The sequence below is a fragment of the Pseudoroseomonas cervicalis ATCC 49957 genome, assembly GCF_000164635.1.
Classification (GTDB): Bacteria; Pseudomonadota; Alphaproteobacteria; order Acetobacterales; family Acetobacteraceae; genus Pseudoroseomonas; species Pseudoroseomonas cervicalis.
Genome location: NZ_GG770779.1, coordinates 158,278 through 182,025 on the forward strand (window position 1 = coordinate 158,278; position 23,748 = coordinate 182,025).

Annotated in this window: 36 protein-coding genes; 35 read left to right on the forward strand and 1 reads right to left on the reverse strand. The window is 68.4% G+C overall.

The genetic code is table 11. The features are described from left to right. The first annotated feature begins 35 nt into the window (after window positions 1-35). From rpsJ to HMPREF0731_RS12115, 28 genes are all read left to right on the forward strand, one after another. Window positions 36-344, forward strand: coding sequence for a 30S ribosomal protein S10 (rpsJ, locus tag HMPREF0731_RS11980; protein ID WP_007004401.1), 309 nt, complete (start codon window positions 36-38; stop codon window positions 342-344). A gap of 19 nt (window positions 345-363) precedes the next feature. Further along, a complete protein-coding gene (rplC, locus tag HMPREF0731_RS11985) occupies window positions 364-1,050 on the forward strand; it encodes a 50S ribosomal protein L3 (RefSeq protein WP_007004402.1) in 687 nt (228 codons plus the stop codon). Between the two features lie 10 nt (window positions 1,051-1,060). Continuing rightward, window positions 1,061-1,681 (forward strand): 50S ribosomal protein L4, encoded by a 621-nt coding sequence (gene rplD / locus HMPREF0731_RS11990; RefSeq protein WP_007004403.1) that lies wholly within the window; start codon window positions 1,061-1,063, stop codon window positions 1,679-1,681. A 32-nt stretch (window positions 1,682-1,713) separates the two neighbouring features. Beyond that, the gene (locus HMPREF0731_RS11995; protein WP_420493608.1) at window positions 1,714-2,010 is read left to right on the forward strand and encodes a 50S ribosomal protein L23; all 297 of its coding nucleotides are present in this window, start codon (window positions 1,714-1,716) and stop codon (window positions 2,008-2,010) included. Between the two features lie 4 nt (window positions 2,011-2,014). Continuing rightward, window positions 2,015-2,848, forward strand: coding sequence for a 50S ribosomal protein L2 (rplB, locus tag HMPREF0731_RS12000; protein ID WP_007004405.1), 834 nt, complete (start codon window positions 2,015-2,017; stop codon window positions 2,846-2,848). A 5-nt stretch (window positions 2,849-2,853) separates the two neighbouring features. Beyond that, entirely contained in the window at window positions 2,854-3,132 is a 279-nt protein-coding gene (gene rpsS, locus HMPREF0731_RS12005; RefSeq protein WP_007004406.1) for a 30S ribosomal protein S19, read from the forward strand. A 3-nt stretch (window positions 3,133-3,135) separates the two neighbouring features. Next, the gene (rplV, locus tag HMPREF0731_RS12010; protein WP_007004407.1) at window positions 3,136-3,540 is read left to right on the forward strand and encodes a 50S ribosomal protein L22; all 405 of its coding nucleotides are present in this window, start codon (window positions 3,136-3,138) and stop codon (window positions 3,538-3,540) included. Between the two features lies 1 nt (window position 3,541). Next, the gene (gene rpsC, locus HMPREF0731_RS12015) at window positions 3,542-4,219 is read left to right on the forward strand and encodes a 30S ribosomal protein S3 (protein ID WP_007004408.1); all 678 of its coding nucleotides are present in this window, start codon (window positions 3,542-3,544) and stop codon (window positions 4,217-4,219) included. Window positions 4,220-4,231: 12 nt separating this feature from the next. Further along, window positions 4,232-4,654, forward strand: a complete 423-nt coding sequence (gene rplP / locus HMPREF0731_RS12020; RefSeq protein ID WP_007004409.1) for a 50S ribosomal protein L16 — start codon at window positions 4,232-4,234, stop codon at window positions 4,652-4,654. Between the two features lie 4 nt (window positions 4,655-4,658). Then, a complete protein-coding gene (gene rpmC / locus HMPREF0731_RS12025) occupies window positions 4,659-4,865 on the forward strand; it encodes a 50S ribosomal protein L29 (protein WP_007004410.1) in 207 nt (68 codons plus the stop codon). Window positions 4,866-4,882: 17 nt separating this feature from the next. Continuing rightward, the gene (gene rpsQ, locus HMPREF0731_RS12030) at window positions 4,883-5,164 is read left to right on the forward strand and encodes a 30S ribosomal protein S17 (protein ID WP_007004411.1); all 282 of its coding nucleotides are present in this window, start codon (window positions 4,883-4,885) and stop codon (window positions 5,162-5,164) included. A 13-nt stretch (window positions 5,165-5,177) separates the two neighbouring features. After that, window positions 5,178-5,546 carry a 50S ribosomal protein L14 gene (gene rplN / locus HMPREF0731_RS12035; protein ID WP_007004412.1) on the forward strand — a complete coding sequence of 123 codons (369 nt, stop codon included), beginning with the start codon at window positions 5,178-5,180 and terminating at the stop codon, window positions 5,544-5,546. Between the two features lie 2 nt (window positions 5,547-5,548). Continuing rightward, window positions 5,549-5,869 carry a 50S ribosomal protein L24 gene (gene rplX, locus HMPREF0731_RS12040; protein WP_007004413.1) on the forward strand — a complete coding sequence of 107 codons (321 nt, stop codon included), beginning with the start codon at window positions 5,549-5,551 and terminating at the stop codon, window positions 5,867-5,869. Next, entirely contained in the window at window positions 5,866-6,426 is a 561-nt protein-coding gene (gene rplE, locus HMPREF0731_RS12045; protein WP_007004414.1) for a 50S ribosomal protein L5, read from the forward strand. Before rplX ends, rplE begins: the two co-directional genes overlap by 4 nt. A gap of 52 nt (window positions 6,427-6,478) precedes the next feature. Beyond that, window positions 6,479-6,784 (forward strand): 30S ribosomal protein S14, encoded by a 306-nt coding sequence (rpsN, locus tag HMPREF0731_RS12050; protein ID WP_007004415.1) that lies wholly within the window; start codon window positions 6,479-6,481, stop codon window positions 6,782-6,784. A gap of 9 nt (window positions 6,785-6,793) precedes the next feature. Continuing rightward, a complete protein-coding gene (gene rpsH / locus HMPREF0731_RS12055; RefSeq protein WP_007004416.1) occupies window positions 6,794-7,192 on the forward strand; it encodes a 30S ribosomal protein S8 in 399 nt (132 codons plus the stop codon). 13 nt (window positions 7,193-7,205) lie between these two features. After that, on the forward strand, window positions 7,206-7,739 hold the full coding sequence (gene rplF / locus HMPREF0731_RS12060; protein ID WP_007004417.1) for a 50S ribosomal protein L6: 534 nt from the start codon (window positions 7,206-7,208) through the stop codon (window positions 7,737-7,739). 1 nt (window position 7,740) lies between these two features. Beyond that, entirely contained in the window at window positions 7,741-8,103 is a 363-nt protein-coding gene (rplR, locus tag HMPREF0731_RS12065; protein WP_007004418.1) for a 50S ribosomal protein L18, read from the forward strand. A 12-nt stretch (window positions 8,104-8,115) separates the two neighbouring features. Continuing rightward, complete coding sequence (rpsE, locus tag HMPREF0731_RS12070) at window positions 8,116-8,724, forward strand: 30S ribosomal protein S5 (RefSeq protein ID WP_007004419.1); 609 nt, start codon at window positions 8,116-8,118, stop codon at window positions 8,722-8,724. Further along, window positions 8,717-8,917 (forward strand): 50S ribosomal protein L30, encoded by a 201-nt coding sequence (gene rpmD, locus HMPREF0731_RS12075; RefSeq protein ID WP_007004420.1) that lies wholly within the window; start codon window positions 8,717-8,719, stop codon window positions 8,915-8,917. The genes rpsE and rpmD overlap by 8 nt, the downstream gene beginning before the upstream one ends. Window position 8,918: 1 nt before the next feature. Then, the gene (gene rplO / locus HMPREF0731_RS12080) at window positions 8,919-9,413 is read left to right on the forward strand and encodes a 50S ribosomal protein L15 (protein ID WP_007004421.1); all 495 of its coding nucleotides are present in this window, start codon (window positions 8,919-8,921) and stop codon (window positions 9,411-9,413) included. Window positions 9,414-9,520: 107 nt separating this feature from the next. Further along, window positions 9,521-10,888 (forward strand): preprotein translocase subunit SecY, encoded by a 1,368-nt coding sequence (gene secY, locus HMPREF0731_RS12085; RefSeq protein WP_007004422.1) that lies wholly within the window; start codon window positions 9,521-9,523, stop codon window positions 10,886-10,888. Window positions 10,889-10,930: 42 nt separating this feature from the next. Beyond that, complete coding sequence (locus HMPREF0731_RS12090; protein WP_007004423.1) at window positions 10,931-11,578, forward strand: adenylate kinase; 648 nt, start codon at window positions 10,931-10,933, stop codon at window positions 11,576-11,578. 258 nt (window positions 11,579-11,836) lie between these two features. Continuing rightward, window positions 11,837-12,214 carry a 30S ribosomal protein S13 gene (rpsM, locus tag HMPREF0731_RS12095; protein WP_040613072.1) on the forward strand — a complete coding sequence of 126 codons (378 nt, stop codon included), beginning with the start codon at window positions 11,837-11,839 and terminating at the stop codon, window positions 12,212-12,214. Between the two features lies 1 nt (window position 12,215). Beyond that, the gene (rpsK, locus tag HMPREF0731_RS12100) at window positions 12,216-12,608 is read left to right on the forward strand and encodes a 30S ribosomal protein S11 (protein ID WP_040613074.1); all 393 of its coding nucleotides are present in this window, start codon (window positions 12,216-12,218) and stop codon (window positions 12,606-12,608) included. Between the two features lie 24 nt (window positions 12,609-12,632). Further along, window positions 12,633-13,649: a DNA-directed RNA polymerase subunit alpha gene (locus HMPREF0731_RS12105; protein ID WP_007004426.1), complete on the forward strand. Its 1,017-nt coding sequence runs from the start codon at window positions 12,633-12,635 to the stop codon at window positions 13,647-13,649. Window positions 13,650-13,676: 27 nt separating this feature from the next. Continuing rightward, on the forward strand, window positions 13,677-14,105 hold the full coding sequence (rplQ, locus tag HMPREF0731_RS12110) for a 50S ribosomal protein L17 (protein WP_007004427.1): 429 nt from the start codon (window positions 13,677-13,679) through the stop codon (window positions 14,103-14,105). Window positions 14,106-14,280: 175 nt separating this feature from the next. After that, a complete protein-coding gene (locus tag HMPREF0731_RS12115; protein WP_007004428.1) occupies window positions 14,281-15,105 on the forward strand; it encodes an NAD kinase in 825 nt (274 codons plus the stop codon). A gap of 59 nt (window positions 15,106-15,164) precedes the next feature. Here HMPREF0731_RS12115 and HMPREF0731_RS12120 read toward each other — a convergent pair whose 3' ends face one another. Further along, entirely contained in the window at window positions 15,165-16,667 is a 1,503-nt protein-coding gene (locus HMPREF0731_RS12120; RefSeq protein WP_007004429.1) for an ABC transporter substrate-binding protein, read from the reverse strand. A 192-nt stretch (window positions 16,668-16,859) separates the two neighbouring features. Between HMPREF0731_RS12120 and HMPREF0731_RS12125 the strand changes: the two genes are divergently transcribed. The 7 genes from HMPREF0731_RS12125 (at window position 16,860) to HMPREF0731_RS12155 (ending at window position 23,707) form a co-directional block, all read left to right on the forward strand. Next, window positions 16,860-18,455, forward strand: coding sequence for an ABC transporter substrate-binding protein (locus HMPREF0731_RS12125; RefSeq protein ID WP_007004430.1), 1,596 nt, complete (start codon window positions 16,860-16,862; stop codon window positions 18,453-18,455). A gap of 3 nt (window positions 18,456-18,458) precedes the next feature. Continuing rightward, window positions 18,459-19,430: an ABC transporter permease gene (locus HMPREF0731_RS12130; RefSeq protein WP_007004431.1), complete on the forward strand. Its 972-nt coding sequence runs from the start codon at window positions 18,459-18,461 to the stop codon at window positions 19,428-19,430. Between the two features lies 1 nt (window position 19,431). Next, entirely contained in the window at window positions 19,432-20,355 is a 924-nt protein-coding gene (locus tag HMPREF0731_RS12135; RefSeq protein ID WP_007004432.1) for an ABC transporter permease, read from the forward strand. Between the two features lie 8 nt (window positions 20,356-20,363). Then, on the forward strand, window positions 20,364-21,395 hold the full coding sequence (locus HMPREF0731_RS12140) for an ABC transporter ATP-binding protein (RefSeq protein ID WP_007004433.1): 1,032 nt from the start codon (window positions 20,364-20,366) through the stop codon (window positions 21,393-21,395). Further along, window positions 21,392-22,444, forward strand: coding sequence for an ABC transporter ATP-binding protein (locus HMPREF0731_RS12145; RefSeq protein WP_007004434.1), 1,053 nt, complete (start codon window positions 21,392-21,394; stop codon window positions 22,442-22,444). Before HMPREF0731_RS12140 ends, HMPREF0731_RS12145 begins: the two co-directional genes overlap by 4 nt. Window positions 22,445-22,564: 120 nt before the next feature. Then, the gene (locus HMPREF0731_RS12150) at window positions 22,565-22,987 is read left to right on the forward strand and encodes a hypothetical protein (protein WP_007004435.1); all 423 of its coding nucleotides are present in this window, start codon (window positions 22,565-22,567) and stop codon (window positions 22,985-22,987) included. Between the two features lie 72 nt (window positions 22,988-23,059). After that, the gene (locus HMPREF0731_RS12155) at window positions 23,060-23,707 is read left to right on the forward strand and encodes an NAD(P)H-dependent oxidoreductase (protein ID WP_007004436.1); all 648 of its coding nucleotides are present in this window, start codon (window positions 23,060-23,062) and stop codon (window positions 23,705-23,707) included. The last annotated feature ends 41 nt before the right edge of the window (window positions 23,708-23,748 follow it).

A 23,748-nucleotide genomic window follows, 5' to 3' on the forward strand; every position in this document is an offset into this window, starting at 1 on the left:
GTAATCGGACGCGGGCAGAGAATAGGCGCCAGGACATGGACAGCCAGAACATCCGCATCCGCCTCAAGGCGTTCGATCACCGCGTGCTGGATGGCAGCACGCGGGAGATCGTCAACACCGCGAAGCGGACGGGCGCGCGCGTGCGCGGCCCGATCCCGCTGCCGACGGAAATCGAGCGTTTCACCGTGAACCGCTCGCCGCATGTCGACAAGAAGAGCCGTGAGCAGTTCGAGATTCGGACTCATCGGCGCCTGCTGGATATCGTCGATCCCACCCCGCAGACCGTGGACGCGCTGATGAAGCTCGACCTGGCGGCCGGTGTGGACGTCGAGATCAAGCTCTGAGGCCGGGGAGTAGAACACCATGGCCGCGAAGAATGGTCGCACCGGCCTGATCGCGAAGAAGCTGGGCATGACCCGGCTGTTCAACGACGACGGCTCGACCGTGCCCGTCACCGTGCTGCACCTGGACCAGGTGCGCGTGGTGGCCGCCCGCACGGAAGAGAAGGACGGTTACAATGCGGTTCAGCTGGGCTTCGGCCTGGCCAAGCCGAAGAACGTCTCGAAGCCCAACAAGGGTCACTTCGCCAAGGCGGGTGTCGAGGCGCCGAAGAAGGTCGTCGAGTTCCGCGTGGCCGCCGACGCCATGCTGGAGCCGGGCGCGAAGCTCTCCGCGAATCACTTCGTGAAGGGCCAGATCGTCGACGTGACGGGCACCTCGAAGGGCAAGGGGTTTGCCGGCGCCATGAAGCGCTGGAACTTCTCGGGCCTCGAGGCGACGCACGGCGTCTCGATCTCGCACCGGTCGCACGGTTCGACGGGCAACCGTCAGGATCCGGGCAAGACCTTCAAGAACAAGAAGATGGCTGGCCATCTGGGCGTTGAGCGCGTGACCACGCAGAATCTGGAGGTCGCCGGTTTCGACCTCGAGAAGGGTCTGCTGCTGGTCAAGGGCGCGGTGCCCGGTGCGAAGGGCGGGTATGTGCTGGTGCGCGACGCGGTGAAGACCGCGCGCCATGCCGACGCGCCGTTCCCCGCGGCCGTGGCCTGAGGGTTAGGACATGCAGCTTCCTGTCATCACCCTGGATAACGGCCAGGCCGGCGAGATCGATCTCCCGGACGCGCTGTTCGCCGCCGCCCCGCGCGCCGACATCATGGCCCGCGTCGTTCACTGGCAGCTCGCCAAGCGCCGTGCCGGCACCCACAAGGTGAAGGGCATGGGCGAGGTCTCCGGCACGACGAAGAAGCCGTACCGGCAGAAGGGCACGGGCAATGCCCGCCAGGGCTCGCTGCGCGCGCCGCAGTTCCGCACCGGTGGCGCCGTGCACGGCCCGGTCGTGCGCGACCATGGCTACTCGCTGAACAAGAAGGTCCGCCGCCTGGGCCTGATCAGCGCGCTGAGCCAGAAGGCCGCCGAGGGCAAGCTCGTGGTGCTCGACACCGCCGCGCTGGGCGCCGACGCCAAGACCTCCGCCATGGCCTCCAAGGTCAAGGCGCTGGGCTGGAAGAGCGCGCTGGTCGTGGACGCGCAGGTCGAGGACGGCTTCGGCCGCGCCGTGCGCAACCTGAAGAACGTGAACGTGCTGCCCTCCATGGGCGCGAACGTTTACGACATTCTGAAGCATGACGTGCTGGCGGTGACCCGCCAGGCCGTCGACGCGCTGAAGGAGCGGCTGGCATGAGCGAGACCGCGACCAAGAAGCCCGGCATCGTGATCTCGCGCGAGAAGATGTATCAGACCATCCTCTCGCCGGTCATCACGGAGAAGGCCACCGGCCTCGCCGAGCAGAGCCAGGTCACCTTCAAGGTGCCGCTCTCGGCGACCAAGCCGGAGATCAAGGCCTCGGTCGAGGGGCTGTTCGGGGTGACTGTGCTCGCCGTGAACACCCTCGTCATGAAGGGCAAGACCAAGCGGGTGCGCGGCCGTGAGGGCGTGCGCTCCGACTGGAAGAAGGCGGTCGTCCGCCTGGCCGAGGGCCAGAGCATCGACCTCACCACGGGGCTCGCTTAACGCCATGGCGCTGAAGCACTTTAACCCGGTCACCCCCAGCCTGCGCGGGACGGTCCTCATCGACCGTCGCGAGCTGTACAAGGGCAAGCCGGTCAAGCAGCTGACGGAGGGCAAGAGCCACTCCGGCGGCCGCAACAATCATGGCCGCATCACCGTCCGGTTCCGGGGCGGCGGGCACAAGCAGTCCTACCGCATGGTGGACTTCAAGCGTCGCAAGTTCGACGTGCCCGCCACCGTGGAGCGGCTGGAATACGACCCGAACCGCACCGCCTTCATCGCGCTGGTGAAGTACGAGGATGGCGAGCTCGCCTACATCCTCGCGCCGCAGCGCCTGAAGGTCGGCGACACGGTGGTGGCGGGTGAGAAGGTCGACATCAAGCCGGGCAACGCGATGCCGCTCGGCGCGATCCCGGTCGGCACGATCATCCACAACATCGAGATGAAGCCCGGCGCCGGCGGCAAGATCGCGCGTTCGGCTGGCACCTTCTGCCAGCTGGTCGGCAAGGATGCCGGCTACGCCCAGGTCAAGCTGCAGTCGGGCGAGCTGCGCCTGCTGCGCGGCGAGTGCATGGCCTCGATCGGTGCGGTGTCCAACCCGGACAACCAGAACCAGCATATCGGCAAGGCCGGCCGCTCGCGTTGGCTGGGCCGCAAGCCGCATCAGCGCGGTGTCGTGATGAACCCGGTCGACCACCCGCATGGCGGTGGTGAAGGCCGCACCTCGGGCGGCCGTCACCCGGTCACGCCGTGGGGCAAGCCGACCAAGGGTTACAAGACCCGCACCAACAAGCGCACGGACAAGCTGATCGTCCGTCGCCGCAACGTGACGAAGGGCTGACCGCGATGTCGCGCAGTGTCTGGAAGGGGCCGTTCGTCGACGGCTACCTGCTGAACAAGGCGGAAGCGGCGCGTGCCTCCACCCGCAACGAGATCATCAAGATCTGGTCGCGCCGGAGCACGATCCTGCCGCAGTTCGTCGGGCTGACCTTCGGCGTCTACAACGGCAAGAAGTTCATCCCGGTGCAGGTGTCCGAGAACATGGTGGGTCACAAGTTCGGCGAGTTCTCGCCGACGCGGACCTTCACCGGGCATTCCTCGGACAAGAAGGCGAAGCGGGGCTAAGCGATGAGCAAGCCGAAGCACGAGCGCACGCTCGCCGAAACCGAGGCGAAGGCCGTCACCCGGAACATCCGGGTGTCGCCCTACAAGCTGAACCTGGCCGCTGGGCTGATCCGGGGCAAGAAGGCGCAGGACGCGATCGCGATCCTGACCTTCTCCAAGCGCCGCATCGCCCAGACCGTGAAGGCGACGCTGGAGAGCGCCATCGCGAACGCGGAGAACAACCACCAGCTCGACGTCGACCGCCTGGTCGTGTCGCGGGTGGAAGTGGGCCGCGCCATCGTGATGAAGCGCTTCCACGCGCGCGGCCGCGGCAAGGCCGCCCGGGTGGAGAAGTGGTTCAGCCACCTGTCCATCGTGGTTGCCGAGAAGCAGGCCGACGCCGAGCCGGCGCAGCAGGAGGCCGCGTAATATGGGCCATAAAGTCAATCCGATCGGGCTGCGGCTCGGCATCAACCGCACCTGGGACAGCCGCTGGTTCGCCGGCGACGACTATGCCCGGCTGCTGCATGATGACCTGAAGCTGCGCAAGACCCTGAAGGACCGCCTGAAGGGCGCCGGCGTCTCGAAGGTGATCATCGAGCGCCCGGCGAAGAAGCCGCGCGTGACGATCCACGCCGCCCGCCCGGGCGTCGTGATCGGCAAGAAGGGCGCCGACATCGAGGTTCTGCGCAAGGACCTGGCGAAGCTCGCCGGGGCCGAGGTGGCGCTGAACATCGTCGAGATCCGCAAGCCGGAGATCGAGGCGCAGCTGGTGGCCGAGAGCATCGCGCAGCAGCTGGAGCGCCGCGTGGCGTTCCGCCGCGCGATGAAGCGCGCCGTGCAGTCCGCCATGCGCCTCGGCGCCGGCGGCATCCGGATTAATTGCGGCGGCCGCCTGGGCGGCGCCGAGATCGCCCGGATGGAGTGGTATCGCGAGGGCCGCGTGCCCCTGCACACGCTCCGCGCGGACATCGACTATGGCACGGCGACCGCGAAGACCACCTACGGCACCTGCGGTGTGAAGGTCTGGATCTTCAAGGGCGAGATCATGGCGCATGACCCGTTGGCGCAGGACAAGCGCGCCGCGGAGCAGGCGCCGCAGCGCTGAGGATAACAGACCATGCTTTCCCCGAAGCGCACGAAGTTCCGTAAGGCGCACAAGGGCCGCATCAAGGGCGTGGCGAAGGGCGGGTTCACCCTGTCCTTCGGCGGCTTCGGCCTGAAGGCGCTTGAGCCGGAGCGGGTGACCGCCCGCCAGATCGAGGCCGCCCGTCGTGCGATCACCCGCGCGATGAAGCGCCAGGGCCGCGTGTGGATCCGGATCTTCCCGGACCTGCCCGTGTCCACGAAGCCTGCGGAAGTCCGCATGGGTTCGGGCAAGGGTGCGCCGGAATACTGGGTGGCCCGCGTCAAGCCGGGTCGCATCATGTTCGAGATCGACGGCGTCTCGCTCGAGACGGCGCGCGAGGCGCTGACCCTCGGCGCGGCGAAGCTGCCGATCAAGACCAAGCTCGTGACCCGCCTGGGCGCGGCGGAGGCCTGAGCCGATGACGAAGATCGTGGATATCCGCGGCAAGACCGCGGATGAGCTGAAGACGATGCTGCTGGATCTCCGCAAGGAGCAGTTCAACCTGCGGTTCCAGCGCGCGACGGGCCAGCTTGAGGCGGTTTCCCGCATCAAGGTGGTGCGCCGCGACATCGCCCGTGTTAAGACCGTCCTGGCCGAGCAGTCCCGCTCGGCCGCCAAGGCCTGACGAGGAGACCCCGGCCGATGCCGAAGCGCGTCCTCACCGGGCGGGTGGTCAGCGACAAGATGGACAAGACCGTCACGGTTCTTGTCGAGCGTCGCGTGATGCATCCGCTCTATAAGAAGTTCATCCGGCGCTCCAAGAAGTATGCCGCGCATGACGACGCCAACCTGTGCAAGGAAGGCGATGTCGTGTCGATCGAGGAGTGCCGCCCGATCAGCAAGCGGAAGACCTGGCTGGTGATCGAGCGCAATGGCGCCGCGGTCACCACCCCCGGCTTCACCGCCGAGGCGGCGCAGGCCTGAGGATTGACGACCAATGATTATCGTTGAGTCCAACCTCGAGGTTGCCGACAACTCGGGTGCGCGCCGCGTGCAGTGCATCAAGGTGCTCGGCGGCTCGAAGCGCCGCACCGCCTCGGTCGGCGACATCATCGTGGTGTCCGTGAAGGAAGCGATTCCCCGCGGCAAGGTGAAGAAGGGTGACGTGCAGCGCGCGGTGATCGTGCGCACCGCCTACCCGGTTCGCCGCCAGGATGGCACCGCCATCCGCTTCGACCGCAACGCGGCCGTTCTGATCAACAAGCAGAACGAGCCGATCGGCACGCGTATCTTTGGCCCGGTCGTTCGTGAGCTGCGCGCGCGCAAGTTCATGAAGATCATCTCGCTGGCGCCGGAGGTCCTGTAACCATGGCCGCGAAGATCAAGAAGGGCGACCGCGTCCAGATCCTGACGGGGAAGGACAAGGGCAAGCGCGGCGAAGTGCTGCGCGTGCTGCCCGAGGAAGGCCGTGCCGTCGTGCAGGGCCTGAACATGGTGAAGCGCCATACCAAGCCGAAGGGCATGGGCCAGCAGGGCGGCATCGTGGAGAAGGAGGCCTCGCTGCACCTCTCCAACGTCGCGCTGATCGACCCCAAGTCCGACAAGCCGACCCGCGTCGGCTTCAAGGTGCTTGAGGACGGCAAGAAGGTCCGGGTGGCCAAGGCCTCGGGCGAGGTGATCGACGCATGAGCGAGGCGAAGGAACTGCCCCGCCTGCAGCAGCACTATGCTGAGGCGGTGCGCAAGAAGCTGATCGAGGAGTTCGGCTACGGCAACCCGATGGAGGTGCCGAAGCTGACCAAGATCGTCATCAACATGGGCGTGGGTGAGGCCGCGGGCGACCAGAAGAAGCTGGACGCCGCGCTGGCCGACCTGACCATGATCGCCGGCCAGAAGCCGGTGAAGACCCTGGCGAAGAAGGCCATCGCGGGCTTCAAGATCCGCCAGGGCCAGGCGATCGGCTGCAAGGTCACCCTGCGCCGCTCGCGCATGTACGAATTCCTGGACCGCCTGGTCACCATCGCGCTGCCGCGCATGCGTGACTTCCGTGGCGTTCCTGGTAATAGGGGCTTCGACGGCCGCGGGAACTACTCGCTCGGCCTGAAGGAGCAGATCGTGTTCCCCGAGATCAGCTATGACAAGGTGGACGCGATCCGTGGCATGGACATCGTCTTCGTCACGACCGCGAAGACGGACAAGGAAGCCAAGGCCCTGCTGAAGGGTTTCGACCTCCCGTTCGTCAACTGAGTTTGGAAAACCGCCCGGATGGTCCGGGCAGGTTCCGGAGGATTTAGACCGCATGGCCAAGACCTCGGCTGTCGAGAAGAATCAGCGCCGCGAGCGCCTCTCGAAGCTGCACAACGCCAAGCGTGCCGCCCTGAAGGAAACGATCATGAATCGTGACCTTCCGGTGGAGGACCGCTTCGAAGCCACGCTGAAGCTGGCCCAGCTGCCGCGCAACGGGTCGCGCGTCCGCGTGCGCCTGCGCTGCGAGCTGACCGGCCGCCCGCGCGGCAACTACCGCAAGTTCAAGCTGAGCCGTAACGCGCTCCGTGACCTGGCCTCGAACGGCCAGATCCCGGGTCTCGTCAAGGCTAGCTGGTAAGGGGGCCGCATGTCGCTGTCCGACCCGCTGGGCGATATGCTGACGCGCATCCGCAACGGGCACCGCGCCCGTCAGGCGCGCGTCTCCTCGCCGGCCAGCCGTCTCCGCGCCGACGTCCTCGATGTGCTGAAGCGCGAGGGCTATATCCGCGCCTACCGCGCCGAGCAGGTGCGTCCGGGCGTGTCCGTGCTGGACATCGAGCTCAAGTATTCCGAGGGTGAGCCCGCCATCAAGGAGATCGAGCGCGTCTCGAAGCCTGGCCGGCGCGTCTACTCGAAGATCCGCGAGCTGCCGAAGTTCTACAACGGGCTTGGCATTTCCATCCTCTCCACGCCGCGTGGCGTGATGAGCGACACCGAGGCCCGCGCTGCCAATGTCGGCGGCGAGGTCCTCTGCCGCGTGTTCTGAGGGAGGGAGAGGCATGTCGCGCGTCGGCAAATACCCCGTTCCCGTCCCCGCGGGCGTCACCGTCACCCTGCAGGACAACGTCCTGACCGCCAAGGGCAAGCTCGGCGAGCTCTCGCTGGCGCTGACCGATGCGGTCGCGGTCGAGGTCGAAGGCAGCCAGGTGGCCGTCAAGCCGCTCGGCGAGGACCGTCGCAGCCGCACGCTGTGGGGCACCACCCGCAGCCTGATCAACGGCATGGTGACCGGCGTCTCCACCGGCTTCTCGAAGTCGATGGAAATCACCGGCACCGGCTACCGCGCCGCGATGCAGGGCAATGATCTGGTGCTGAGCCTCGGCTACAGCCACGAGATCCGCTACCCGGTCCCCGCCGGCATCAAGATCTCCTGCGAGCGTCCGACCGCCATCAAGGTCGAGGGCGTGGACAAGCAGAAGGTCGGCCAGGTGGCCGCCGAGATCCGGGCCTATCGCGGCCCCGAGCCCTACAAGGGCAAGGGCGTGCGGTATTCGGACGAGGTCATCCTCCGGAAGGAGGGGAAGAAGAAGTAAGATGGCCGACAAGCTCGCTTTGCAGCAGCGCCGTCGCGCGCGCCTGCGCTACCAGCTGCGGATCAAGAGCGGCGGCCGTCCGCGGCTCTCCGTCTTCCGCTCTGGCAAGCACATCTACGCCCAGGTCATCGACGACAAGGCGGGGCGCACCCTCGCCTCCGCCTCCACGCTGGAGAAGGCGCAGCGCGACAGCCTGCGCACCGGCGCGGACAAGGACGCGGCCACCACCATCGGCAAGCTGCTTGCCGAGCGTGCCCTGGCCGCGGGTGTGACCGAGGTCGTGTTCGACCGTGGGCCCTACCTGTATCACGGCCGGGTGAAAGCCCTGGCGGACGGCGCCCGCGAGGGCGGGCTGTCGTTCTAAGGAGCACAGAATATGGCACGTGAACCGAGGAGCGGCGGCGGCGATCGCGGCGATCGCCGCGGCCGGGGTCCCGATCGCAACGCCGAGCGCGAGCCCGGCGACGAGCTGAAGGACAAGCTGGTCACCATCAACCGCGTCGCCAAGGTGGTGAAGGGTGGCCGTCGCTTCTCCTTCGCCGCGCTGGTGGTCGTGGGCGATGAGAAGGGCCGTGTGGGCTGGGGCGCCGGCAAGGCGCGCGAGGTCCCGGAAGCGATCCGCAAGGCGACCGAGCGCGCCAAGCGGACGATGGTCCGGGTGCCGATGCGCGAGGGCCGCACCCTGCATCACGATGTGATCGGCGAATTCGGCGCCGGCCGCGTGATCCTGCGCGCGGCGCCTGCCGGCACCGGCATCATCGCCGGTGGTCCGATGCGCGCGGTGTTCGAGACGCTGGGCATGGGCGACGTCGTCGCCAAGTGCACCGGCACGACGAACCCGCACAACATGGTCAAGGCGACCTTCGCCGCCCTGACGCGCTGCACCAGCCCGCGCGCTGTTGCCTCGCGCCGTGGCAAGAAGGTCTCCGACCTGCTGGGTCCGCGCAAGGACGCCGAGCCGGCGCAGGAGGCCGCGAATGTCTGAGGCCAAGAAGACCGTTCGGGTGACGCAGGTCGCGTCCCCGATCGGCCGCAAGCCCGGCCAGCGCGAGACGCTGATCGGGCTCGGCCTGAACAAGATCCGTCGCTCGCGCGAGCTGGAGGACACTCCGGCCGTGCGCGGCATGATCCGCAAGGTCGCTCACCTGATCCAGGTGGGCGAGACCACGGAGAAGTAAGATGAAGCTCAACGAGCTGCGCGACAACGACGGCGCCCGCCTGAAGTTCAAGCGCGTCGGCCGTGGCATCGGCTCCGGCAAGGGCAAGACCTCGGGCCGCGGCGTCAAGGGCCAGAAGGCGCGCACCGGCGTGTCGCTGAACGGGTTCGAGGGCGGTCAGCTCCCGATCTACCGGCGCCTGCCGAAGCGCGGCTTCGTCAACCCGTTCCGCAAGGAATACGCGCCGCTGAACCTGCGCACCCTGCAGGCGGCGATCGAGGCCGGCAAGATCGACGCCGGCAAGCCGATCGACGAGGCGATGCTGGAGGCGGCCGGCCTGGTCCGCACCGGCGCCAAGGTGGCGGGTGTCCGCCTCCTGGCGCATGGTGAGATCAAGCAGGCGGTGACCGTCTCGGTCGCCGGCGCCTCGGCCGCCGCCATCGCGGCGGTGGAAGCGGCGGGCGGCACCGTGACGGTGCTGGCCCCGGCGAAGAAGGACGAGGCGTCCGAGGCGTAAGGCTTGCGCCCCCCCGGTGCGGGGGGCTAGGTCTGCATCTCAGGGCAGGCAGCGGCGCCGCGGGAATAGTCCCCTGGCGCCGCAGTCATGTTGAAGGGGCGAAATTCATGGCGTCCGCCGCCGAACAGCTCGCGGCCAATCTCAACCTCGGTGTGCTCGCCAAGGCGACCGAGCTCAAGAAGCGCATCTGGTTCACGCTGGCCGCGCTGATCGTCTACCGTATCGGCACCTACATTCCGGTCCCCGGGGTGGATGCCTCGGTCATGGCCGAGATCCTGCGCCAGCACGGCAGCGGCATCCTCGGCATGTTCGACATGTTCACCGGCGGCGCCCTCGGGCGCATGACGGTGTTCGCGCTGAACATCATGCCCTACATCTCGGCCAGCATCATCATCCAGCTGATGACCGCGGCCGTGCCGACGCTGGAGGCCCTCAAGAAGGAGGGTGAATCCGGGCGCAAGAAGCTCAACCAGTACACCCGCTACCTGACGGTGCTGATCGCCGTCTTCCAGGCCTATGGCATCGCCGTGGGGCTGGAGCAGATGCAGGGCAGCTTCGGCCCGGCGGTGTACGAGGCGGGGCTGTTCTTCCGCATCTCCTGCGTCACCACGCTCGTCGGCGGCACGCTGTTCCTGATGTGGATCGGCGAGCAGATCACGGCGCGCGGCATCGGCAACGGCATCAGCCTGATCATCTTCGCCGGCATCGTGGCCAATGTGCCCTCCGCCCTGGTGGCGACGCTGGAGCTGGGCCGCACCGGCGCGCTGTCGCCCGTGTTCATCGTGGCCTTCATGCTGATCGCGCTGGCGGTCATCGGCTTCGTGGTGTTCGTGGAGCGCGCCCAGCGCCGCATCCCGATCCAGTATCCGAAGCGCCAGGTCGGCAACCGCATGTTCGGCGGCGAGAACACCCACCTGCCGCTGAAGCTGAACACCGCGGGCGTCATCCCGCCGATCTTCGCCTCCTCGCTGCTGCTGCTGCCGGCCACCTTCGCCGGCTTCTCCGGCGGCCAGTCGGAGGGCTTCCTCAGCACCGTGACCACGGCGCTGGCGCATGGGCAGCCGCTCTACATGGCGCTCTATGTCGCGCTGATCATCTTCTTCGCCTTCTTCTACACCGCCGTCGTGTTCAACCCGACCGAGACGGCGGACAACCTGAAGAAGCATGGCGGCTTCGTCCCCGGCATCCGCCCGGGCCAGGCGACCTCGGACTATCTCGACCGGGTGCTGACGCGGCTGACGGCGGTGGGCGCGATCTATCTCTGCATCGTCTGCCTGCTGCCCGAGCTGCTGATCAGCCAGTATGGCGTGCCCTTCTACTTCGGCGGCACCTCCCTGCTGATCATCGTCTCCGTCACGATGGACACCGTGGCGCAAGTGCAGTCTCATCTGTTCGCCCACCAGTATGAGGGGCTGATTCGCAAGGCCCGGATGGGTGGTGGCGGCGGCCGCGGCGGCGCGCCGCGGCTGCGGTAAGGGGATGCACATGACGCGTGATCGGTCGCGGGGCGGGCGCTGATGAACCTGATACTTCTGGGGCCCCCGGGGGCCGGCAAGGGCACCCAGGCCAAGCGGCTGGAGGAGCGCCACGGCATCGCGCAGATCTCCACCGGGGACATGCTGCGGGCCGAGGTGAAGAGCGGCAGCGAGATCGGCCGCCAGGCCAAGGCGATCATGGAGCAGGGCGGCCTGGTGCCCGATGCCATCATCACCGCCATGCTGGCCAACCGGGTCTCGCAGCCCGATTGCGCCCGCGGCTTCATCCTGGACGGCTTCCCGCGCACCACGCCGCAGGCCGAGGCGCTGGATGTCATGCTGAGGGAGAAGGGCCTTCAGCTCGACCATGTGGTCGAGCTGAAGGTGGACGACGCGGCGCTGGTCGAGCGCATCGCCGGCCGCTTCACCTGCGCCAGCTGCGGCGCCGGCTACCATGACAGCTTCAAGCCGACCGCCGTGCCGGGCGTCTGCGACGCCTGCGGCGGCACCGAGTTCGTCCGCCGCGCCGACGACAAGGCGGAGACGGTGGCGGCGAGGCTCGAGGCCTATCACCGCCAGACGGCGCCGCTGCTGCCCTACTACGCGGCGCAGGGCAAGCTGACCCAGGTGGATGGCATGGCCTCGATGGACGAGGTGGCCCGCCAGATCGAGGCGGCGCTGGGCGGCTGAGCCGGCCCCCGCCGCACCCGGAACGACCCGCGGCCGCCCGGCCGCGGGTTTTTTTGTGCGGATCCGGCAACCGGGGCCGGGCGGCCTTGACTCCCGGGGCGCTTGCTCGTTAAACCCGCGCCTCTCGCGGGCGGGGTCTTCCTCGGCCGCGTGGACGGTTGCATCCGATTCACTACGAAGCCGGGCGCGACGATCACCTCGCCGGTCGCATTCGCCGGTACGAACGGGGGCCCACAGGGGCCTCAGGAGCAGGAACCGATGGCACGCATTGCAGGCGTGAACATTCCCACCAACAAGCGCGTTCTCATTTCCCTTCGCTACATTTACGGCATCGGTCCGGCGAATGCGAAGGTGATCTGCGAGCAGCTCGGCATCCCCGAGGATCGCCGCGTCAACCAGCTGACGGATGAGGAAATCCTCAAGATCCGCGAGCTGATCGATCGCGAGTACCGGGTCGAGGGCGATCTGCGTCGCGAGAACGCGATGAACATCAAGCGCCTGATGGACATGGCCTGCTACCGTGGCCTGCGTCACCGCAAGGGTCTGCCCGTTCGCGGCCAGCGCACCCATACCAATGCCCGCACGCGCAAGGGCAAGGCCGTGGCGATTGCCGGCAAGAAGAAGGTGACGAAGTAAGATGGCCCGTCAGCCCAGCGGTCGTCCCCGCAAGAAGGAGCGCAAGAATATTGCGTCCGGCGTGGCCCACGTCCTCGCCTCCTTCAACAACACCATCGTCACCATCACCGACAGCCAGGGCAACGCCATCGCGTGGTCCTCGGCCGGCAGCCAGGGCTTCAAGGGCAGCCGCAAGTCGACCCCCTACGCCGCCCAGGTGGCCGCGGAAGACGCCGGCCGCAAGGCCCGCGAGCACGGCATGGAGACGCTGGAGATCATGGTCTCCGGTCCCGGCTCGGGCCGCGAGTCCGCGCTGCGCGCCCTGCAGGCCGTCGGCTTCTACGTGACGGCGATCAAGGACGTGACCCCGATCCCGCACAATGGCTGCCGTCCGCGCAAGCGGCGTCGGGTCTGAGGCGAGGCTGCAGGAGAAACCGAAGTGCTCGAGCGCAACTGGCGTTCCCTGATCCGTCCCGAAAAGCTCGATGTCGAGCCCGGGGCCGACCCCTCGCGCGTCGCGGTGGTGGTCGCGGAGCCGCTCGAGCGCGGCTTCGGTATGACCCTCGGCAATGCGCTGCGGCGCGTGCTGCTCTCCTCGCTGCAGGGGGCGGCCGTCACCGCCATCCGCATCGACGGGGCGCTGCATGAGTTCTCCAGCCTGCAGGGTGTGCGGGAGGATGTCACCGACATCGTCCTGAACATCAAGCGCCTGGCCATCCGGATGCAGAGCGAGGGGCCGAAGCGCCTGCAGCTCACCGCGACCGGCCCTGGCGAGGTGACGGCGGGGCAGATCCAGACCACCGGCGATATCGAGATCGCCAATCCGGAGCTGGTCATCTGCACGCTCGACGACGGCGCCAAGCTGTCGATGGAGCTGACCGTCGATGTGGGCAAGGGCTATGTCCCGGCCTCCGAGAACCGTCCGGAAGACGCCCCGATCGGGCTGATCCCGGTGGATGCCATCTACTCGCCCGTCCGCCGCGTGGCGTATCAGGTGCAGCCGACCCGCGTCGGTCAGCGCACCGACTACGACAAGCTGGTGCTGACGGTGGAGACGGATGGCACGGTGGCCCCGGAGGATGCGGTGGCGCTGGCCGCCCGCATCCTGCAGGACCAGCTCCAGCTCTTCATCAACTTCGATGAGCCGCGCGAGCGCAAGGTGGAAGAGGTGCAGGACGACCTGCCCTTCAACCGCAACCTGCTGCGCAAGGTGGACGAGCTGGAACTGTCGGTCCGCAGCGCCAACTGCCTGAAGAACGACAACATCGTCTATATCGGCGACCTGGTGCAGAAGACGGAGCAGGAGATGCTCCGCACTCCGAACTTCGGCCGCAAGTCGCTGAACGAGATCAAGGAAGTCCTCGCTTCCATGGGTCTGTCGCTGGGCATGACCGTGCCCGGCTGGCCGCCCGAGAATATCGAGGACCTCGCCAAGAAGATCGAAGAGCCGTTCTGATTTTCGGCCACCTGAAGGAATAGACCAATGCGTCACGGTGTTGCCGGCCGGAAGCTCGGCGTCACGTCGTCCCACCGCCTCGCCATGCTCCGCAACATGGCGACCAGCCTGCTGAAGCACGAGCAGATCACCACCACCCTGCCCAAGGCCAAGGAGCTGCGCCCCTATGTGGAGCGCATCATCACCCTGGGCAAGCGCGGTGACCTGCACGCGCGTCGCCAGGCCTATGCGCAGATCCGCGATCCGAAGATCGTGGACAAGCTCTTCAGCACCATCGCGGAGCGCTACAAGGCGCGCCAGGGTGGCTACACCCGCGTGCTGAAGGCCGGCATCCGCTATGGCGACGCCGCCGACATGGCGGTGATCGAGCTGGTGGAGCGCGATGTGGCGGCCAAGGGCCAGGACAGCGGTCCGAAGCCCGTCGTGGAGACCGAGGGCCAGCAGGACGCGGCGTAAGCCGCAGCCTGCCACGGCAGAGTTCGCGAACGGGGCGGATGGGCAACCATCCGCCCCGTTTCCGTTTGCACCCCCCCCCCCTTGCCCTGCGGCGCCCGGGCGGGCTTGATGCCGCCACCAGCGCGAGGGAGCCCCGCATGCGCCGCACCGCAGCCCACCGCCCCGCCGCCCTGCCATGACGGCCGCACTGCTCGGCCCCGGCGGGCTGGGGGAGGGGCCCGACCTGCCCGCCGACCTGCAGGGCCGCATCGCCTTCCTGGCGGCGCCGACCGAGGTGGCGGAGCTGGCGCGCGACCGCTTCGTGGCGCTCCACGGCCAGGCCGTGCCGGAGGAGGCGGCGGTGATCGTGGCGCTGGGCGGCGACGGCTTCATGCTGGAGACGCAGCACCGCTTCCTCGGCCGCAACATGCCGGTCTATGGCATGAATTGCGGCAGCGTCGGCTTCCTGATGAACGCCTTCCACGAGGATGACCTGCTGGGCCGCCTCTCCGCCGCCCAGGCGGCGACGCTGCACCCCTTGCGCATGCGCGCCCTGGATTCCACCGGCGCGCTGCGCGAGGCGCTGGCGATCAACGAGGTCTCGCTGCTGCGCGAGACGCGCCAGGCCGCCAAGATCCGCATCCTGGTCGATGGCAAGGTGCGGCTGGAGGAGCTGATCTGCGACGGTATCCTGGTCGCCACCCCCGCCGGCAGCACCGCCTACAACCTCTCCGCCTATGGGCCGATCGTGCCGCTGGGAGCCAATCTGCTGCCGCTGACGCCGATCTCCGCCTTCCGGCCGCGTCGCTGGCGCGGCGCGCTGCTGCCCTCGGACGCGGTGGTGATGTTCCAGATCCTGGAGCCGCAGAAGCGCCCCGTCGCGGCGGTGGCCGACAATGTCGAGGTGCGCGACATCCGCTCGGTCGAGGTGCGCGAGGACCGGAGCTTGCGCATGACCATGCTGTTCGACCCCGACCACGGCCTGTCCGAGCGCATCATCGCCGAGCAGTTCACCGTCTGAGCCGGCGGCCATGAAAAAAGGCCGGGGGCGGCGGCGCCACCCCCGGCCGGTTCCGCCCCTTACGGGGTGGCGCGGATGCCGGCGGCGACGGTGCGCTCATCCATGCGCGGCGTCAGCGTCAGGCCGCGGCGCATCGCCCAGGTGTTGACCAGCTGGAACACCGGGATGATGGCCACGTCATCCATCGCCATCTTCACGCCCTCGCGCAGCAGCGCCGCGCGCTCGGCATCGTCGATGGTGCCGGTGGCGCGCTCGGTCAGCGCGTCCAGCGCCGGGTTGCTGTAGTGGCCGTTGTTGTTGGCGCCCATGCGCCGCTCGCGATTGACGGTCGAGAGCACGTTGACCAGCGTGTAGGAGGCCTCGCCCGTCACGCTGCCCCAGCCGAGCAGGCGGATGGCGAATTCCTGCCGCGCGTTGCGGGCCGAGAAGCTGGCCCAGGGCAGCGCGTCCACCTGGGTCTGCACGCCGATGCGGGTCCACATCTGCGCGATCGCCTGGGCGACCTTGGAATCATTCGGGTAGCGGTCGTTCGGGCTGTGCAGCGTCAGGCGGAAGCCCTGCGGATAGCCGGCCTCGGCCAGCAGCGCGCGGGCGCGGGCGGCGTCGAAGGCCGGCGGGCGGACATCCGGGTTGTAGCCGAAGGTGCCTTCCGGCAGCCACTGGCCGGTCGGCTGGGCCGTGCCCTCCATCACCCGCTCGGACAGCGCGTCGCGCTGGATCGCCATGGACAGCGCCTGGCGCACCCGCAGGTCGCGGAACGGGTTCTGCGGCAGCGGCTTGCCGGCATTGTCGGTGACGAAGGGCACCTCGCCCTCGCGCGAATAGTCGGGGAACAGGTAGATCAGCCGCACGCCCGGGATCTCGGCCAGCGTCACCCGGCTCTCGCGGCGCAGCCGCGGCAGGTCGGTCGACGGCACCTGGTCGATCACGTCCACATCCCCCGCCAGCAGCGCCGCGGTGCGGCCGCCATCATTCGGGATCATGCGGTAATGCACCTGGGCCCAGGGCTCGGCGCCGCCCCAGTAGGTCTCGTTGCGGGCCAGCTCGGCGCGGTCGCCGGGGCGGAAGGCGCGCAGCCGGTAGGGGCCGGTGCCGATCGCGGCGCGGCCGTTGTTGAAATCCTCGGTCCCGGCATTCTCGGTGCTGTGCTTGGCGACGATGGCGACCGAGCTCAGCTCGATCGGCAGCACGGGGTGCGGGCGGGCGGTGTGCAGGCGGATGGTCAGCGGGTCCACCACCTCGACGCGGGTGATGGCGCGGACGAAGCCGCCGAAGCCGCCCGGGCTGTTCGGCACGTTGGGCGCGCGGGCGATGGAGAAGGCGACATCCTCGGCGGTGAAGTCGCGGCCGTCATGCCACTTCACGCCCGGGCGCAGCTTGAACTCCCACACGGTGGGCTCGACCGCGCGCCAGCTCTCGGCCAGCTGCGGATAGGGCTGCGCCTTGTCGTCGCGGCCGATCAGATACTCGAAGACATGCATCGCCAGGGCGTTGTTCGGGCCGGCATTGTAGAAGAGCGGGTCGGCCGAAGTGATGGCGCCACCAATGCCGATATTCAGCACTTGTGCCGAAGCCGGAGCGTGCAGAGCGGACAAAGCCAGGGGCGCCAGCGCCAGGGTAGCGCAGAGCGATAGTTTTCGGCTCATTCTCGATTTCTCTTTCCCGGTGACTGGGGATGCGCAACCTAGCGACAGGAGGGCGCTCCTGCTACACTCGCGCGTGAAGGGGCTTGAGCCTCCCGGGGGACGGTTATCATGATCAAAAGCTTGCGGGCGGCCGCAATGGCCGCCGTTTCGGCGTTGGCGCTGCTTGGCGTCTCGCATGCCCGCGCACAAAGCCTGACCATGGCGGTGGGGGCGCAGGTCACCTCGCTCGACCCCCACTACCACGCGCTGTCGCCGAATCTGGCGGTGGCCACCATGATCTTCGACACGCTGACGCAGTTCGATTCCGAATCCCGGCTGGAGCCGGGCCTGGCGGAGAGCTGGAAGCCGGTGGCCGAGACGGTCTGGGAATTCAAGCTGCGGCCGAATGTGCGCTTCCACAACGGGAACGCCTTCACCGCCGAGGACGTTGCCTTCACCATCGCCCGCGTGCCGCAGGTGGTGAACAGCCCCTCCTCCTACGCCATCTACACGCGCGCCATCGAGCGGGTGGAGATCGTCGACCCGCTGACGGTGCGCTTCCACACCCGCACCCCCTATCCGCTGCTGCCGAACGATCTCGGCCAGGTCGCCATCCTCGACAAGGAGACGCATGACGGCGCCGCCACCGAGGATTTCAACAGCGGCAAGGTCGCCATCGGCACCGGCCCGTTCCGCCATGTGAGCTTCCGCTCCGGCGACCGGCTCGAGCTCGAGCGCAACGACGCCTATTGGGGCGACAAGCCGCACTGGCAGCGCGTCAGCTACCGCATCCTGCCGAACGACGCCTCGCGCACCGCGGCGCTGCTGGCCGGCGATGTCGACTTCATCGACCAGGTGCCGACCTCCGACCTCGCCAGCCTGCGCCGCAACGAGCGGGTGCGGGTGGCCGAGAAGGACGGGCTGCGCATCATCTTCCTGGCGCTCGACCATCTCCACCCGGAGGGCTCGCCGCAGATCCAGGATGCCGACGGCAAGCCGATGCAGCGCAACCCGCTGCGCGACGTGCGGGTGCGCCGGGCGCTGTCCATGGCGATCGACCGCCCGGCCATCGCGCAGCGCGTGATGGAGGGCACCTCGATGCCCTCCGGCCAGTTCCTGCCGCCCACCGCCTTCGGCGCCATCCCCGACCTCGCCGCGCCGCGCACCGATGCCGATGCGGCGAAGCGCCTGCTGGCCGAGGCCGGCTACCCGAACGGCTTCCGCATCACCCTCTCCGGCCCGAACGACCGCTACATGAACGATGCCCGCATCGTGCAGGCGATCGGCCAGATGTGGACCCGCATCGGCGTGCGCACGGCGGTGGACGCCCAGCCCTGGACCACCTTCATCAGCCGCGCCGGCCGGCAGGAGCTCTCCGCCTTCCTGGTCGGCTGGGGCAGCTCCTCGGGCGAGGCGTCGAACCCGCTGCGCTCGCTGGTGGCGACCTTCGACCGCGACAAGGGCTTCGGCACCTCCAATCGCGGCCGCTATTCCAACCCCGAGGTGGATTCCAGGCTCGAGGCCGCGCTGCGCGAGCTGGACGACACCCGGCGCGAGGCGCTGCTGCGCGACGCCACGCGGATTGCCATGGAGGATGTCGGTATCATCCCGATCCATATCCAGAAGAACCTGTGGGCGATGCGGCCGACGCTGGTGCATGATTCCCGCGCCGACGAGCTGACCCGCGCGCAGGATGTCCGTCCCGCGAGCAACCAGGCGCGCTGATCCATGGGTGTTTATCTTCTTCGCCGGCTGCTGCAGTCGGTCCTTGTCATGCTGGCGATGTCGGTCATCGTCTTCATCGGCGTCTATGCCATCGGCGACCCGGTCGAGATCCTGATCTCCCCGGATGCCGACCAGATCGAGCGCGAGCGCGCCATCAAGGCGCTCGGCCTCGATCTGCCGCTGTGGATGCAGTACCTGTCCTTCCTGGGCAACGCGCTGCGCGGCGATCTCGGCCGCAGCTTCGTGTTCAACGAGCCCGCCCTGCAGCTGATCCTGCAGCGCATGCCGGCGACGCTGGAACTGGCCTTCGGCGCCATGTTCATCGCCCTGCTGATCGGCCTGCCGCTCGGCCTCTATGCCGGGCTCAAGCCGAACTCCGCCGGCGCCAAGACCATCATGGCCGGCTCCATCCTCGGCTTCTCGCTGCCCACCTTCTGGGTCGGGCTGATGCTGATCATGATCTTCGCCGTGCAGCTGGGCTGGCTGCCCTCGACGGGCCGCGGCCCGACGGTCGAGGTGCTGGGCATGCGCTGGTCCTTCCTGACCTGGGACGGGCTGCGCCACCTGGCGATGCCGGCGCTGAACCTGGCGCTGTTCAAGATCAGCCTGGTGATCCGCCTGACCCGCGCCGGCGTGCGCGAGACGATGCTGATGGACTACGTGAAGTTCGCCCGCGCCAAGGGCCTGTCCCCGGCGCGCGTGACCTATGTGCACGTGTTCAAGAACATCCTGATCCCGGTCGTCACCGTGGTCGGGCTGGAGCTCGGCTCCACCATCGCCTTCTCGGTGGTGACCGAGAGCGTCTTCGCCTGGCCGGGCATGGGCAAGCTGATCATCGACAGCATCAACGTGCTCGACCGCCCGGTGATCGTCGCCTACCTGATGATCATCGTGCTGATGTTCATCACCATCAACCTGCTGGTCGACATCGCCTATTCGGCGCTGGATCCGCGGGTGCGGCTGGAGAACAAGTGAGATGAGCGCGACCACCGCCCAGAACGCGGCGCCCGCCAAGGCGCCCAAGGTCGAGACGCCGTTCCGCCGCTTCGTCTCCGAATTCTGCGAGAGCAAGCTGGCGCTGGCCGGGCTGATCGTCATCACGATCATCGCCCTGGTCGCCATCTTCGCGCCCTGGCTGTCGCCGCAGAACCCCTACGACCTGGCGCAGCTCGACATCATGGATGGCCGGCTGGAGCCGGGCAGCCGCAATGGCGACGACACCATGACCTACTGGCTCGGCACCGATGACCAGGGGCGCGACATGCTCTCCGGCATCATGTACGGGCTGCGCATCTCGCTGATGGTGGGCGTGGGCTCGGCCATCATCGCCTGCGCCGTCGGCGCCTCGCTCGGCCTGCTCGCGGCCTATGCCGGCGGGCGGACCGACACGGTCATCATGCGGCTCGTCGACCTGCAGCTCTCCTTCCCGTCGATCCTGGCGGCGCTGATGATCCTGGCCTTCCTGGGCAAGGGCATCTTCAACGTCGTGCTCGCCCTGGTGATCGTCGAATGGGCCTACTACGCCCGCACCGTGCGCGGCACCGCCCTGGTCGAGCGGCGGCGCGAATACATCGAGGCGGCGCAGTGCCTGGCGCTGCCGACGCGCCGCGTCATCTTCCGCCACCTGCTGCCGAACTGCATGCCGCCGCTGATCGTCGTCGGCACCATGCAGATCGCCCGCGCCATCGCGCTGGAAGCCACCCTGTCCTTCCTCGGCCTCGGCGTGCCGATCACCGAGCCCTCGCTCGGCCTGCTGATCTCGAACGGCTACGAGTACATGCTGTCCGGCAAGTACTGGATCAGCTTCTACCCGGGCATCGCCCTGCTGGTGACCATCGTCTCCATCAACCTGGTGGGCGACCAGCTGCGCGACGTGCTCAATCCGCGACTGAAGAAGTGAGGGACGGCATGGCCGAGACCAACAACGTCGCCGCCAGCGCCGCCGCACCGACGCTGGAGGTGCGCAACCTGCAGACCCACTTCTTCACCCGCGCCGGCGTGGTGAAGGCGGTGGACGGCGTCTCCTTCACCGTCGGCCGCGGCAAGGTGCTCGGCCTGGTGGGCGAGTCCGGCTCCGGCAAGACGGTGACGGGCTTCTCCATCCTCGGCCTGGTGGACGCGCCGGGCCGCATCGTCGGCGGCGAGATCCTGTTCCACGGGCAGAACCTGGCGAAGCTGTCGGAGGAGGAGATGCGGCAGCTGCGCGGCAACCGCATCGCCATGATCTTCCAGGACCCGATGATGACGCTGAACCCGGTGCTCCGGGTCGACACGCAGATGATCGAGACGGTCCTGGCCCATTCCAAGGTCAGCAAGGAGGAGGCCCGCCAGCGCGCCCGCGACACGCTGGGCATGGTGGGCATCCCCTCCCCGGACGAGCGGCTGAAGAGCTACCCGCACCAGTTCTCGGGCGGCATGCGCCAGCGCGTGGCCATCGCCATCGCGCTGCTGCACCGCCCGGAGCTGATCGTCGCGGACGAGCCGACCACCGCGCTCGACGTGACGATCCAGGCGCAGATCCTGGCCGAGGTGCAGAAGCTCTGCGAGCAGACCGGCACCGCCATGATCTGGGTGACGCATGACCTCTCGGTCGTCGCCGGCCTCGCCGACGACATCGCGGTCATGTATGCCGGCCGCGTGGTCGAGCGCGGCCCGGTCAGCGAGGTGCTGGACCAGCCGCTGCATCCCTACACCCATGGCCTGATCGGCTCCGTCCCCAGCCGCAACAAGCGGGGCGAGAAGCTGCGGCAGATCCCGGGCATGACGCCCTCGCTGCTGAGCCTGCCGCCGGGCTGCGCCTTCCGCACCCGCTGCCCGAAGGCCGAGGCCGATTGCGCGCGCGATCCGGCGCTGTCCGAGCTGCTGCCGGGCCGCCTGGCGCGCTGCTTCCATCCGCATCAGGTGGCCCAGGGCGCGGCCGCCGAGGGAGCCCACGCATGAGCGCGACCAGCACCGTCCGTTCCGCCGCCTCCGTGGCGGCGGGTGAGGCCGCGGCGCCGATCATCGAGCTGAAGGGCGTCTCCAAGCGCTTCTCCAAGAAGCTCGACTTCGCCGGCCGCATCGCCCAGAAGCTCGGCGCCCCGGTGAAGGAGGAGACGGTGCACGCCGTCGACGGCGTCGACCTCGTCGTCCGCAAGGGCGAGGTGGTCGGGCTGGTGGGCGAGTCGGGCTGCGGCAAGTCCACCCTCGGCCGCATGGTGGCCGGCATCATGCCGGCCTCGGGCGGCGAGATCTTCTGGCATGGCAAGCGCCTCGACAGCCTGCACGGCGCCGAGGCGCGCAGCGCCAAGCTGCAGACCCAGATGATCTTCCAGGACCCCTATGCCAGCCTGAACCCGCGCATGCGGGTGGCCGACATCGTGGGCGAGGCGCCGCTGGTGCACGGCCTGACCCGCCGCGCCGAGTGGGACGCCTATGTCGACAACCAGATGCGCCGCGCCGGGCTCGACCCGGCCTTCAAGCGCCGCTATCCGCACCAGTTCTCGGGCGGGCAGCGGCAGCGCATCGGCATCGCCCGCGCGCTGGCCGTGCAGCCGGAGTTCATCGTCTGCGACGAGGCGGTGGCCGCGCTCGACGTGTCGATCCAGGCGCAGATCCTGAACCTGTTCATGGAGCTGCGGCAGGAGCTGAACCTCACCTACCTGTTCATCAGCCATGACCTCGGCGTGGTGGAGCATCTCTCCGACCGCGTGGTGATCATGTATCTGGGCCGGGTGGTCGAGGAGGCGCCGGCCGAGGAGATCTTCGCCCGCGCCAACCATCCCTACACCCAGGCCCTGCTGGCCGAGGTGCCGCGGATCGAGGCGCGCAAGAAGAGCTTCGCCGGCATCAAGGGCGAGATCCCCTCGCCGCTGAACCCGCCGCCGGGCTGCCACTTCCACCCGCGCTGCCCGCACGCCATGGAGCGCTGCCGCGTCGAGCGGCCGGCGCTGCGCGAGGTCGCGCCGGGCCACAAGAGCGCCTGCCACCTGAACGACGCCGTGGCCTGACGGAGCGGGCGCGCCCCTTCCGGGGGCGCAACTGCTCCGGGGCTGTTGCATTGACCGTGGGACCGAGCCGGGGGAGGGAACTCCCCCGGCTTTTCGCGTTCAGGCACCGAAAGGAGGCGCATGCGCCGCTCCCGCCCGATTCCCGCTCTGGTTCTCTCCCTGCTCGCCCTGGGCGGCTGCGCCATGGAGGCGTCCGAACAGGTGCAGCAATCGCGCAGCAGCCTGGTCGGCCTCAGCCGCGCCGATCTGTTCCTCTGCGCCGGCTTCCCCAGCAAGCGGGAGCAGATCGACGTGGTGCGGGAGATGATGACCTATGAGCTGGGCGGCGGCTCGGGCAGCGGGCTGAACCTGAACCTGCCGGTGGTGGGCGCGCTGAACCTGACCGGCGCGGCCGGCTATTGCCGCGCCACCTTCGAGCTGATCGACGCCCGCGTCACCCGGGTGGGCTTCAGCGGCGACAAGAACCTGCCCGCCGCGCCGGACGCGCTCTGCGCGCCGCTGATCCGCTCCTGCCTGGACTGGCCGCGCGAGGCGCCCCGCTGAGGCCCTTGCGGCTTTGCTGCGCCGCACCCATTGTGTGAACCGATCCGTCCGGGGAGCCGGGTGGCAATTCTTATGATGGATGCCGCAGCCATGCTGCTCGACACGCTCACCTGGCGCTATGCCACCAAGAAGATGGACCCCAGCAAATCCGTCCCGGCGGAGAAGCTGGAGCGGATCCTGCAGGCCATTGCCCTGGCGCCGACCTCCAGCGGGCTGCAGCCCTTCGAGCTGCTGGTGGTGACCAACCCCGAGATCCGCCAGAAGATCCAGGCCATCGCCTGGAACCAGAGCCAGGTGACCGAGGGCTCGCACCTGCTGGTCTTCGCCGCCTGGGACAACTACACGGCCGAGCGGATCAACGCCGTCTACGACCAGATCGTGGCCGAGCGCGGCTTCAACGAGGGGCTGGAGAATTACCGCCAGCGCCTGCTGGCCAACTACCCCGGCCGCGACCCGAAGGAGAATTTCGAGCACGCGGCGCGCCAGGCCTATATCGCGCTGGGCTTCGCCCTGGCCGCGGCGGCCGAGGAGGAGGTGGACTCGACGCCGATGGAGGGCTTCGACCCGGCGGCGCTGGACGAGATCCTGGGCCTGCGCGCGCGCGGCCTGCGCTCGGTGGTGATCCTGCCGCTGGGCTATCGCGAGGCGGACAAGGATTGGCTGCTGCCGATGAAGAAGGTGCGCCGGCCGCGCGGCCAGTTCATCACCGAGGTGAAGTAAGCCTGGGGAGGCTCCGCCTCCCCAGACAAGACGGAAAGACA